Origin of the sequence: Sulfuricaulis sp., assembly GCF_049587675.1 — a bacterium.
In the GTDB taxonomy this organism is placed as follows: Bacteria; Pseudomonadota; Gammaproteobacteria; order Acidiferrobacterales; family Sulfurifustaceae; genus Sulfuricaulis.
In genome coordinates this window covers 1-12,350 of the sequence record NZ_JBAVEJ010000231.1, presented here as the reverse complement: position 1 = coordinate 12,350, position 12,350 = coordinate 1, and the positions used below count along the sequence as shown (strand labels likewise).

12 protein-coding genes are annotated in these 12,350 nt (G+C 61.6%); 4 read left to right on the top strand and 8 right to left on the bottom strand.

Annotation, left to right across the window (positions count from 1 at the left end; genetic code table 11):
• The 4 genes from WB402_RS12070 to kdpE form a co-directional block, all read left to right on the top strand.
• Positions 1 to 314, top strand: a 314-nt coding sequence (locus WB402_RS12070; protein ID WP_424208182.1) for a hypothetical protein, incomplete at its 5' end; no start/stop codon positions are given.
• Positions 311 to 1,291 carry a magnesium transporter CorA family protein gene (locus WB402_RS12065; protein WP_424208181.1) on the top strand — a complete coding sequence of 327 codons (981 nt, stop codon included), beginning with the start codon at positions 311 to 313 and terminating at the stop codon, positions 1,289 to 1,291. The genes WB402_RS12070 and WB402_RS12065, both read left to right, overlap by 4 nt.
• A gap of 92 nt (positions 1,292 to 1,383) precedes the next feature.
• Positions 1,384 to 4,134 (top strand): two-component system sensor histidine kinase KdpD, encoded by a 2,751-nt coding sequence (kdpD, locus tag WB402_RS12060; protein WP_424208179.1) that lies wholly within the window; start codon positions 1,384 to 1,386, stop codon positions 4,132 to 4,134.
• Positions 4,131 to 4,829, top strand: coding sequence for a two-component system response regulator KdpE (kdpE, locus tag WB402_RS12055; RefSeq protein ID WP_424208177.1), 699 nt, complete (start codon positions 4,131 to 4,133; stop codon positions 4,827 to 4,829). Before kdpD ends, kdpE begins: the two co-directional genes overlap by 4 nt.
• 83 nt (positions 4,830 to 4,912) lie before the next feature.
• Here kdpE and WB402_RS12050 read toward each other — a convergent pair whose 3' ends face one another.
• The 8 genes from WB402_RS12050 to WB402_RS12015 all read right to left on the bottom strand — a co-directional run.
• Positions 4,913 to 5,623 (bottom strand): ABC transporter ATP-binding protein, encoded by a 711-nt coding sequence (locus tag WB402_RS12050; RefSeq protein ID WP_424208176.1) that lies wholly within the window; start codon positions 5,621 to 5,623, stop codon positions 4,913 to 4,915.
• A gap of 109 nt (positions 5,624 to 5,732) precedes the next feature.
• Positions 5,733 to 6,536, bottom strand: a complete 804-nt coding sequence (locus WB402_RS12045; RefSeq protein WP_424208174.1) for an ABC transporter ATP-binding protein — start codon at positions 6,534 to 6,536, stop codon at positions 5,733 to 5,735.
• Entirely contained in the window at positions 6,520 to 7,593 is a 1,074-nt protein-coding gene (locus WB402_RS12040) for an ABC transporter permease subunit (RefSeq protein ID WP_424208186.1), read from the bottom strand. The genes WB402_RS12045 and WB402_RS12040 overlap by 17 nt, the downstream gene beginning before the upstream one ends.
• Before the next feature lie 53 nt (positions 7,594 to 7,646).
• Positions 7,647 to 8,576 (bottom strand): branched-chain amino acid ABC transporter permease, encoded by a 930-nt coding sequence (locus WB402_RS12035; protein WP_424208172.1) that lies wholly within the window; start codon positions 8,574 to 8,576, stop codon positions 7,647 to 7,649.
• Positions 8,577 to 8,695: 119 nt separating this feature from the next.
• Positions 8,696 to 9,868: a branched-chain amino acid ABC transporter substrate-binding protein gene (locus WB402_RS12030; RefSeq protein ID WP_424208184.1), complete on the bottom strand. Its 1,173-nt coding sequence runs from the start codon at positions 9,866 to 9,868 to the stop codon at positions 8,696 to 8,698.
• A gap of 127 nt (positions 9,869 to 9,995) precedes the next feature.
• Positions 9,996 to 11,366, bottom strand: a complete 1,371-nt coding sequence (locus WB402_RS12025; protein ID WP_424208170.1) for an N-acetylmuramoyl-L-alanine amidase — start codon at positions 11,364 to 11,366, stop codon at positions 9,996 to 9,998.
• Positions 11,363 to 11,821, bottom strand: coding sequence for a tRNA (adenosine(37)-N6)-threonylcarbamoyltransferase complex ATPase subunit type 1 TsaE (tsaE, locus tag WB402_RS12020; protein ID WP_424208168.1), 459 nt, complete (start codon positions 11,819 to 11,821; stop codon positions 11,363 to 11,365). Before tsaE ends, WB402_RS12025 begins: the two co-directional genes overlap by 4 nt.
• The coding region (locus tag WB402_RS12015) for an NAD(P)H-hydrate dehydratase (RefSeq protein ID WP_424208166.1) at positions 11,808 to 12,350 on the bottom strand (543 nt) is incomplete at its 5' end. The genes tsaE and WB402_RS12015, both read right to left, overlap by 14 nt.

Sequence of the window (12,350 nt, the reverse complement as noted above, 5' to 3'; positions counted from 1 at the left end):
AGTATGAGCAGCACGGATATCGAAAAACCATGGCAAGTCGCTCCGGATGCGACGACAGCCACCCGGGCGCTTTGGAAGGAACGGCAGAAAAGTCTTCACGTATACCGCTGCCCGACTTGCGAGAAGGAGCACCTGGTCAACGAAGCGCGTCACCGCTTGGCCTACGGACGGCAATTGACCTGCAGCTGCGCGTGCGAGGTGCAAAGAAGGAAAAAGATAAAAATGAAGTGGCGAAGCATGTCACGCCACTTTTGAAGGGCGGCGCGGCGCCGCGAATCAACGCCGGAATACGTGTCCCGGAGCAAAATAGATGAAGGTCAGTTTCGAGCTCAAAAACGGATCCATTTATTTTGCACCGGAACACGTTGTCCCCACCGCCGACGAGCGCGCCACCCTGCTCGTCTATGCCGCCCCGACCACGCAAGAAAAGCAAGAAGTGATCGAGACTCTGGGTCTCGATCCTTACGATATCGAATCCGCGCTCGATCCGGACGAGTTATCGCGGGTGGAGTTTACACCCGATCGCGTCTCGGTGATCTGGAAGCGACCGAAGAACGCCTCGGTCGATCAACAGCAGGTACGATTCGATGTCGCCTCTATCGGCCTTTTCCTTCACCGGGAGAAGCTCGTCGTGATCATGGGCGAGGAGGCCATTCCATTCTCGGCCAAGGAGTTTCAAGGCGCCAGCTCGTCGGTTGACGTTCTGCTGCGGCTCCTCCTGCATACGGTGCATCACTACCTGGGTCACCTCAAGGTGATCAAGCAGATTACGGTAGAGCTTGGCTCGAAAATCAGCGCTTCCATGGAGAATCGCTACCTGCTCCAGATGTTCGCCCTCAGTGAGAGTCTCATTTATTACCTCAACGCCATCGAGGCCAACGGGGCCGTGCTGGCGAAACTGCGGGCCAACGCCGAGCGGCTCGCGCTGCCGAAGCAGGACGTCGAGTTTCTCCACGACGTCATGCTCGATAACCAGCAGTGCGCCCGACAGGCGCAGATCTACAGCACCGTCTTGTCCGGGCTCATGGACGCTCGCGGTACCATCGTCAACAATAACGTCAACGTGCTGCTGAAAAACCTCACCCTGATCAACGTCATTTTTCTCCCGCTCACCCTCATCGCGAGCATTGGCGGGATGTCCGAGTTCAGCATGATGACGCATGGCATCGACTGGCGCATATCGTACTTATTACTCACGTTGGGCATGGTCGCGCTGGGATGGGCAACCTGGGTCGCGCTGGTGCGGATTCTAGACAAGAGACAGACAAAAAAAGGTAGAACCAAGCGCTGACAGCCTGCTCAGCGCAATATATGTTCTTTGCAGACCTGATCAAGCTTCGCAGCGGGACTCCAAGCGCTGTATTTACCTTATACTAGGCAGAAATGACCGATCAACGCCCCAATCCCGACGAGTTGCTCGAACGCGTGCAGCGCGAAGAACAGAAAGCGCGCCGCGGCAAGCTCAAGCTATTTTTCGGGGCCTGTGCTGGCGTCGGCAAGACCTTCGCCATGTTGTCCACCGCCCACATGCTCAAACAACAGGGCACGGACGTGATGGTCGGGCTCGTCGAGACCCACGGACGCGCCGACACGGCGGAACTGCTGGAGGGTCTGGAAATCCTTCCGCCGAAGAAACTCGAATACCGCGGCAAACAACTCACCGAATTCGATCTCGACGCCGCGCTGCAACGCAAGCCCGCCGTGCTCATCGTCGACGAACTGGCCCACACCAACGTTACAGGAAGTCGTCACGACAAGCGCTGGCAGGACGTGCAGGAGTTGCTCGACGCCGGCATCGACGTCTTAACCACGGTCAATGTCCAGCATCTGGAAAGTCTGAACGACATCGTCGGACAGATCACGGGAATACGGGTGTGGGAGACGATTCCCGACACTGTCTTCGATCACGCCGACGAAGTAACCGTCGTCGACCTGCCGGCCGATGAATTGTTGCAGCGCCTCAAGGAAGGCAAGGTCTACATCCCGGATCAGGCCGAGCGGGCGATTCAGAACTTCTTCCGCAAGGGCAACCTGATCGCGTTGCGCGAGCTTGCGTTGCGCCGCACCGCGGACCGCGTCGACGCCCAGATGCGCGAGTACCGCGAGGACAAGTCGATTCGCGGCATGTGGCAGGCGAAGGAACGCCTGCTCGTCTGCGTGGGACCCGGGCCCGACGCAGAAAAACTGATCCGCAGCGCCGCGCGGCTGGCTGGAAATCTTCACGCCGATTGGATCGCCGCCTATGTCGAAACACCGCGTCTTCAGCGACTGCCTCAGGAGACCCGCGACCGGATCCTGAAGATCCTGCGCCTCGCCCAGGAACTGGGGGCGGAAACGACCACCCTGACGGGCGAGGACGCCGCCTTGTCTTTGTTCAGTTATGCCCGCAGCCGCAACGTCTCGAAACTCGTCGTCGGAAAAACATCACGTCCAGGGTGGCGCCGCCGCTTTTCCATTCCATTGGCCGAAGAGCTTTCATTGATGGCCAGCGACGTCGACGTCTACGTCGTCGGCCATGAGCCGGCGGGCAAGGCCACGCCCACCGGGGAGACGGTAGATTTTGGCAGCTCCGCGTTGAGCGAGAAGCACCGGTCGCGGAATTGGGGCTACCTCGTTGCGGTAGCGATCTGCGCGCTCGGCACCGCCATGGCGATGCACCTTATGAACTATCTCGAACTCACCAATATCATCATGCTCTACCTGCTGAGCGTGATGCTCATTGCGTTCCGGTTCGGCCGCGGACCGGCGATCCTGAGTTCCGTGCTCTCCGTGGCCGCGTTCGATTTCTTTTTCGTCCCACCGAAATTCACTTTTGCCGTCTCCGATACTCAATATATTCTTACGTTCGCGGTGATGTTGGCGGTAGCGCTGACGATCAGCCAACTGACGGCGAACATGCGCTACCAGGCGCGTGTCGCGACCTTGCGGGAGCAACGGGCCAAGGCGCTCTACGAAATGGCGCGCGAGCTGGGTGCCGCGCTGCAGCCGGAGCAGATCCTGGAGATCGCCAACCGGCATCTGCAAGGCGTCTTTATGGCGGAAACGGCCATCCTGCTTCCGGACCTGTCGGAGAAGATCGCGCCGCCCCCGCCCCGGGAGGGCCAACCGCCGCGCGGCATGGCGCTGGACACAGCCATCGCACAATGGGTCTTCGATCATCAGCAAGCGGCCGGGTTCGGAACCAATACACTGTCCGGCAGTTCCGCCTACTATCTCCCGTTGAAGGCGCCGATCCGTCCGCGCGGCGTGCTGGCGCTGGCACCGAGCAATCCTCGCTTGATCTTTGTCCCCGAGCAGCATCGTCTGTTGGAGACCTTTGCATCGCAGATTGCCCTGGCGCTGGAACGCGTGCACTTCGTGGACGTCGCGCAGGGCGCGCTCCTGAAAATCGAGTCCGAGCGGCTTCGCAACTCGCTCCTAACCGCCATCTCGCACGATCTGCGCACGCCGCTGACCGCGCTCGTGGGACTGGCGAGCACCTTGGAAGCCGACGCCAATCTGCCTGAACACAGCCGCGAACTTGCCGAAGCCATGCACGAACAGGCGGTGCGCATGAGCAACCTGGTCAACAATCTCCTCGACATGGCCCGGCTCCAGTCCGGCGAGGTGCAGCTCAACCGCCAGTGGCACGTGCTGGAGGAGATCGTCGGCAGCGCGCTTCGATCCCTGCGACACGCGATCGCGAACCACGACATCAAGGTGTCGCTGGAGACCTCGCTCCCGCTGATCTACGTGGACAGCGTGTTGATCGAACGGGTGCTGTGCAACCTGATCGAAAACGCGACGAAATACACGCCGCCGGGTAGCCAGATCCGCATCGGCGCCGAAACCCTGGATCGCGAGCTTCGGGTCACGGTCACCGACAACGGTCCGGGCCTGCCCCAGGACATGATCGAGACCGTCTTCGAAAAGTTCACACGCGTGCAGAAGGAGTCGGCCACGCCGGGCGTGGGACTCGGGCTCGCCATCTGCAAGGCGATCGTGCAGGCGCACCGGGGCAGAATCTGGGCCGAGAATACCGACGAGGGCGGCGCCCGTTTCACGTTTACCTTGCCGTTGCTCGACGCGCCTCCGGTTCAAGAGCCCGACGAGACATTCGAAGAAATCGCCGACAAGACAACGCCCAAACAATGACTCCACCTCAGCCCGTCGCCATCGTCGCCGAGGATGAAAAACAGATCCGGAGGTTTCTGCGCACCTCGCTGGAAACCGAGGGTTTCGTCGTGCACGAGGCGGAGACCGGCAAACAGGCGTTGGTCGAGGCGGCCACCCGCAAGCCCGATATTCTGATTCTCGATCTGGGCCTGCCCGACATGGACGGCGTCGACGTCATTCGCGACATACGGTCCTGGACGGCTCTCCCCATCGTCGTGCTCTCCGCCAGAACCCAGGAATCCGACAAGATCGACGCGCTGGATGCCGGTGCTGATGACTATTTGACCAAACCCTTCGGGGTCGGCGAGCTGATGGCGCGCGTCCGCGTGGTGCTGCGTCGGCGCGCGTCGGTCGACGCCGACGGACAGGAAAACCGCGAGTTCCGCTTCGGCGATGTTCGAGTCGATCTTATCAACCGGCAAATTTACCGCGCGGAACAACAGATTCACCTGACGGCCATCGAGTATCGCCTGCTGACGGTGCTGATCCGGAACGCCGGCAAGGTGCTGACGCACCGCCAACTGCTCAAGGAAGTTTGGGGACCGTCACATATCGAAAGCAGCCACTATCTGCGGACTTACATGGCACACCTTCGGCAAAAGCTCGAGTCGGACCCCGCCCAACCAAGGCATTTGATCACCGAGACCGGCGTCGGATACCGGCTTGTGGATTAATGATCTTGCATCAGGATGCCGGGGGATGAACGTCCCCGCCTCCCTTTTCCGCAGGGGCAGGAAAGTCCCGCCACCTGCGTTCGTCATCCTCCCAGATAGGCGTGCCGGACTTTTGGGTTCTTGAGCAGCGCCTCGGCGGAGTCGGTAAGAATTATTTTTCCGCTTTCCATGACATAGCCGCGATGGCTGATCCCGAGCGCGAGTTGGGCATTCTGCTCCACCAGCAACAACGTCACGCCCTCTTCGACGATGCGCTTGATAGTGTGAAAAATCTTCTGTACCAGCATCGGCGCGAGCCCCATGCTCGGCTCGTCGAGCAGCAGCAGACGCGGCTGGCTCATGAGCGCCCTGCCGATCGCCAGCATTTGTTGTTCGCCTCCCGAAAGCGTGCCGGCCTGTTGAACGCGGCGCTCTGATAGCCGCGGGAACAGATCGTAGAGGCGGTCCATGTCCGCGCGGATCGCAGCGCGGTCGCGGCGTGCATAAGCGCCGATCTTGATGTTTTCCTCCACGGTCAGGCGCCCGAAAATTCCGCGCCCTTCCGGCACCAGTGAAATCCCTTGTCGCACGAGTTCGTACGACGGTTTGCCGGTGATGGCGTTTCCTTCATAAAGAATCTCGCCGCGGCTGGGCGCGAGCATGCCGCACAGCGACTTGAGCAGCGTGGTCTTGCCGGCGCCATTGGCGCCGATCAGGCACACGAGTTCACCGCGTTGCACGGTCAGGTCCACGCCCTTGACGGCACGGATACCTCCATAGGCCACTTCCAGGTCGCGGGTTTGAAGAATATTCATGCCGCCGCCTCCTTACGCACGTCGCCATATTCACCTGCTGGTTGTCGGCAGCTGGTGGCAATTCGCGGACGGTCGCACCTACCGCTTCGCGGCAGGCACTGCTCCCTGCTCATGCCACCGCTCCGCCCAGGTAAGCCTCGATCACGCGCGGGTCGCGCTGGACCTCGGCCGGCGCGCCTTCGGCGATCTTCTTGCCGTAGTCGAGCACGGCGACGCGGTCGCACAGCCCCATCACCAGCTTCACGTCATGCTCGATGAGCAGCAGTGTCACGCCACCCGCGCGGATTTTCTGCAGCAACATCTGGAGTTGGGCGGTCTCGCTGGGATTCATGCCCGCCGCGGGTTCATCGAGCGCCAGCAATAGCGGATCGGTGGCCAAGGCGCGCGCGATTTCGACCCGGCGCTGGTCGCCATACGGAAGATTCTTGGCCAGCATATGCGCATCCCGGGCGACGCCGACGTATTCCAGCAGTTCATGCGCACGCGCTTCAATCGCCGCTTCTTCCGCGCGAGTGGTGGAATCGCGCCAGACCGCGCCGGCAATGCCGGCATGCGTGCGCACGTGCCGTCCGACCATGACGTTCTCGAGCGCCGTCATGTTGGCGAACAAACGGATGTTCTGGAACGTGCGCGCCACGCCCAACGTCGCCACCTGATTGGGCTTGCGCCCCGCGACTGCCTGTCCATTCAATTCGATGCGGCCGGCATCCGGCCTGTAGATACCCGTCAAAACATTGAATAGCGTCGTTTTGCCGGCGCCGTTCGGGCCGATGAGACCGTAAATTTCACCGCTATGAATATGCAAGGACACGTCCTGCAGCGCCGCCAGACCGCCGAAATGCTTGCTCACCTGACTGACCGTGAGCAGCGTGTCGGGGCGTGTCCCCGGTTTTTCTTCAACGTTGGATGTCATAGAGCGAGGCCTGTTCCTGCGCGAGTACGGAAGCGTCTGAACCGAATTCGCGGCGGCGGCGCACCGACGGCAGCAGCCCGGCCGGCCGGAAAATCATGATGAGAATGAGCGCGAGCCCGAAGATCAGCATGCGCAGATCGGACGGGTCCACGAGGACGCGTCCGAACAAGTATTGCTGCAGCTCGCCAATGTAACGCAGCGCCTCGGGAAACACCGTGAGCAGCACCGCGCCAAGAATGACGCCGGGAATGTTGCCCATGCCGCCCAGCACGATCATGCACAGGACAATGATCGACTCGAACAGATTGAAACTTTCCGGGCTGATAAAACCCTGGAACCCGGCGAACAATCCACCGCTGATGCCGGCGAACGTCGCCCCCATGGCGAACGCGAGCAGCTTGATGTTGCGCGTGTTGATACCCATGGCCTCGGCAGCCACCTCGTCCTCGCGGATCGCCACCCACGCCCGCCCGATGCGCGAATTCTGCAGGCGCAACGACACGAAAATCACCAATAGCGCGAGCGCGAGAAACAGATAGTAATAGGAATAAAGACCAGGAAAGCTCACGCCGAAAAATTCGTGCGGCTGGCTGAGCGAGAAACCGCCGAAGGTCACGGGGTCGATCAGATTGACTCCCTGCGGGCCGTTGGTGATGTTGACCGGCGCATTAAGATTGTTGAGAAAGATGCGAATGATCTCACCGAACCCGAGCGTAACGATGGCCAGATAATCGCCGCGCAGCCTGAGCGTGGGTGCCCCCAGCAGAATTCCGAAAATGCCCGCGAGTCCCGCCCCCAGCGGCAGCAGAGCCCAGAACGGCAGGTGCAAACCGAAATGCGGCGAGGCGAGCAGCGCATACATATAGGCACCGACGGCGTAGAAAGCGATGTACCCCAGATCGAGCAGGCCGGCATAGCCCACGACGATGTTGAGTCCCAGCGCCAGCATGACATAGAGCAGCGTGAAATCGAGGATACGCACCCATCCGCGCCCGAGCGCGGCGCCGGTCAGAAACGGCAGGACCGCCAGCAGCACGGCCAGGGCGACATACACCATCCATACCGCGCGGCGGTCATGTCTCCAGTGTTGCCAGCGTTGGTTCAAGGATGTCATGCGCGCTCGACCACGCGCTCGCCGAGCAGGCCCGAAGGCCGGACGATCAGCACCAGGATCAGCACGAAGAAGGCGAAGACGTCCTGGTAATTGCTGCCGAGGAATCCACCGGTCAGATCGCCGATGTAACCCGCGCCCAGGCTCTCGATCACGCCGAGCAGCAGGCCGCCCAGCATCGCCCCGGCGATGTTGCCGATGCCGCCCAGCACCGCGGCGGTGAAAGCCTTGAGCCCGAGCATGAAGCCCATGTAGTAATGCGCCAACCCGTAATACGCGCTGACCATGACGCCCGCCACCGCCGCCAGCGCGGCGCCGATCACGAACGTCACCGAGATGATGGTGTTGGTGTTGATGCCCATGAGGCCTGCGATATCCTGCGCCTGGGCGGTGGCGCGCATGGCGCGCCCGAGTCGCGTTTTATTCACGAGCAACAGCAGGCCGATCATCAGCAGGCAGGAAAGTATCATGATGAAAATCTGCAGATTGGTGATCACGGCGCCGGCCAGATCATAACGAACCAGCGGCAACAGCGGCGGAAAAGTAATGTACTGCCGGCCCCAGATCAGCATCGCCAGATTTTGCAGCACGATGGACATGCCGATGGCGGTAATGAGCGCGGCGAGCCGCGGCGCGCGGCGCAGCGGACGGTAGGCGATGCGTTCAATCAGGAACCCCATCGCCATGCATACGGCGATCGCGGCGAGCAGCCCCAGCAGCACGATCATGCCGCCGTTCAACCCCGTCCCACTGCCCACCAGGGCGCCGATGACGGCGAGGCAGATCATGGCGCCGAACATCGTCACTTCGCCGTGTGCGAAATTGATCAGCTCGAGGATGCCGTACACCATTGTGTAGCCCAGGGCCACGAGGGCATAGATGCTTCCCAGGACCAGACCGTTGATCAGCTGCTGGGTGAGGATATCCAAGGCGGAACGCCCTATGAAGAAAAGATGGAATTGACCGGATTAACGGGATTTACAGGATAAAAGCAATACAACAAGGTGTTCGTGTTTTTCGTTTTTCCAATCCTGTAAATCCTGTCCATTTATTTCTTGTCTGGCGTCGCGTCGCCCGTGACGGTTTCCAGAAACTCCCATTTGCCGTTCTTGACCTGGTAAAGCGTGATCGCGCCGCCACGGATATCGCCCTTGTCGTCGAAACTGATATTGCCGGTCACGCCGGTGAACTGCACGTGTGGAAGCTGCGCCAGGTATTTTTTCGGATCGGCGGAGTCGGCCAACTTCATGGCATCGACCATGGCGCGAGCGGCATCGTAGGCGTAGGGAGCGTAATTCTGGATGACGCCATATTTGGCGGTGAACTTCTCGCGGAATTCCTTGCCACCCGGCATGCTGTCTATCGGCAGACCCGGTGAGGAGGCCGTCACCCCTTCGGTGTCGATTCCGGCCAGTTTCAGGAATTCAGTGGTCTGCACGCCGTCGCCGCCGAGAAATTTCGCCTTGAGGCCCAGCGAATGCAACTGCCTGACCATGGGCGCGCCCTGCGCGTCCATGCCGCCGTAGAACACCACGTCGGGTTTCTTGGCCTTGATCGAGGTGAGAATCGCGAGGAAGTCGGTGGAACGGTCGGTCGTGAACTCGCGTGCGACGATTGTGCCGCCCGCGGCCTTCGCCGCCTTTTCCACCTCGTCCGCCAAACCCTGACCGTAGGCGGTACGATCGTCGATGATGGCGATGCGCTTGGCGCCCAGCTTCCTGACCGCGTACTCGCCCAGCACCTTGCCCTGCTGCAGATCGTTGGTCATCACGCGATAAGTGGTATTAAATCCCTGGGCCGTATAGGCAATGGCGGTGGCCGACGGTGAAATCTGCGGAATGCCGGCCTCTTGATACCGTTTGGAGGCGGGAATACTGGTGCCTGAATTGAGATGCCCGATGACACCGGACACGCGCTGATCGATCAGTTTGTCGGCCACGATGGTCGCAATCTTGGGATCGGCTTGATCGTCCTCGGTCAACAGCTCGAACTTCACTTTCTTGCCTCCGAGCGTGACGCCCGCGGCATTGATCTCGTCAATGGCCAGGCGCGCGCCGTTGGCGTTGTCCTTGCCGAGATGGGCCTGCGGTCCGGTGAGCGGGGACACCGAACCGATCCGTACCATGGTTTCGCCGCCGGGACCGGTCGCGGCGTTTTCCTTCTTGTCGCATGCCGTCAACCCAGTCGCCAGCACCAACAGCCACACCATGTTTTTCATCATTCGCCGCGCATTCACCGAATTTCTCCTCAGATATTTCCGCATCGCTTGTGCCGCGCGAATCTTAACGCAAAAACCTTGCCCGGGCCCAATGAAATACCGTGTGCCCGGTGCGCCGACACCAGAGAGGTTAACCGTCGCCGTGCTTGGACGGGATACGCAGTCTCACGCCCACTGGCGGATCGCCGCGACCCAGGTCGTTGATAAAGCGCAAGGCATCCACATGGATGTTGTATTGACGGGCTATGGCGGCAAGCGTTTCGCCCTTGCGCACGACATGCTCGCGCGCCGGTTCTGTTCCCGGTTCCGCCTGCACCGACAGCTGCGGTGCCGAAGGGGTGCGCGCGAGATGCCGCTTTATACCGCGAAAGATGCCCGCGGCTAGCTGGCGCTGGAAGGCCGGCGTACGCAGTTTCTTCTCTTCCGAGGGATTGGAAATGAACGCCGTCTCCACCAGCACTGACGGGATGTCGGGCGACTTGAGCACGGCAAAGCCGGCCTGCGCCACATGGTGCATGTGCACCGGGCCGACGTGTCGCAACTCCGCGAGAATATCATCGCCGAGACTCAGGCTGTCCTGCATGGTCATGTTATGCGACAGATCGAGCAGCACATGCGCCAGCGTATCGTCCTTGTCGTTCAGGCTCACGCCGCCGATCAGGTCGGAAGCATTTTCCTTGTCGGCGAGACGCCGCGCCATGGCGCTGCTCGCGCCCTTCTCCGACAACGCATAGACCGAGGAACCGTTGGCGCTCCGGCCCGGAACGGCGTCGGCATGAATCGACACGAACACATCCGCCCGATGGCGGCGCGCCTTTTCAAAACGCTGGAGCAGGCCGACATAATAATCTCCATCGCGGATCAGCAGCGGGCGCATGCCCGGCTCCTGCGCCACGAGTTTCGCCAGCTCGCGCGCGATGGCAAGCGTCACGTCCTTCTCGTGTGTGCGGTAACGGCGTCCCGAAGCGCCGGGGTCCTCACCGCCGTGACCGGCGTCGATGGCCACCACGCGCTCGCGTGCCACCGGCCTTGCCGGTACTGCGCGCTCAGGCACTGCCGGGGATTTGGCTTCCTGCTTCGACTCGGCCACTTCTTGTTCAACCGCCTTCACGTCGAAGAGATCGATCACCAGACGATGTCCGTAGGGTCCGGCCGGCTTGAGCATGAAGCTGCGCGGACGCGCCTCGGCCTTGAGCTCGAGCACGATGCGCAGCGGGCCCGACTCCGGCTGCCCCACGCGCACAGACCTCACCAGCGGGCCGCCGGGGTCCACGTCCTTTAAAGGCTCCGCCAGACGCGCATTGTCGATGTCCACCACCAGGCGGTCCGGATACTGGAGCGTGAACATTCTGTGCTCGACCGGGCCGCTGACGTCGAATACCAAGCGGGTATGATCAGGCGCGCGCCATACGCGCAGCTGCTGCACGCTGACCGGCTCGGCGCCGGCGACGGCGGTCATCAGAAATACAACGAAGAAAAGGAGCGGCGCCAACCGTTTCATGTCAGCGTCTCCAGCAAAGCGTTACCGTGGGGTGTCAGGGTCGTCATCTTCACCATGCGTCCTGTCCCGGTGGGTGAGATCATAATATCCAGGTCCGGAGTTGGCAAAGCGCCCTGTGCACGCTCGGCCCACTCCACCACACAAACCCCTTTCCGGTGAAGGTAGTCGCGTACGCCGAGAAATTCCAGTTCTTCCGGATCGTTCAGCCGGTAGAGATCGAAGTGATAGAAACTGATGTCCTTGAGTTCGTAGGGCTCGACCAGGGTGAACGTCGGGCTCTTCACCGCGCCCTCATGTCCGAAGGCGCGCAACATCCCGCGCACGAGCGTGGTTTTGCCGGCGCCGAGCGGGCCGTGGACATAGATGACGCGGGCATTCCCCAGACGGGAAGCCAGCTTTGCGCCCAGCGCCTCCATCTCGGCAGCCGTGGCGACCGGCTGTTCAAGGCAGGACATGTCCCACCAGGCGGTTGAGACGGGCGCGGATGAACGGCAGCAGGTCGGAGGCGAGCATGCCGACTTCCCCGTTCGCCGCCGCCACGTCATCGCCCGCGGCGGCGTGCGCCCACACCCCGAGGTGCGCGGCATCGGGGGACAACAGTCCCTGCGCCCGCAATCCGGCGATGGTACCGGTCAACACGTCGCCCATGCCGCCGCTGGCCATGCCGGGATTGCCACGGTCACAGACCGAGACCACGCCATCATATAATGATGCGATCAGAGACCCCGCCCCCTTCAACACGCATACCCCACCGTAGCTCGCCACCAGTTCGCGTACCGCCGCGAAGCGGTCGGCCTGGATTTCCTGCGTCGACATGCCGAGCATCCGCGCTGCCTCGCCGGGGTGCGGCGTGAGGATCCAGTCGACGTGCATCACCGGATCGGCGGCGAGACTGTTCAGGGCATCGGCATCCACCACCGTGGGAATCGCCGTGTCCAGCGCCGCGCCGAAGAGCGCCGCACCCCACGCGCCCTGCCCCAGGCC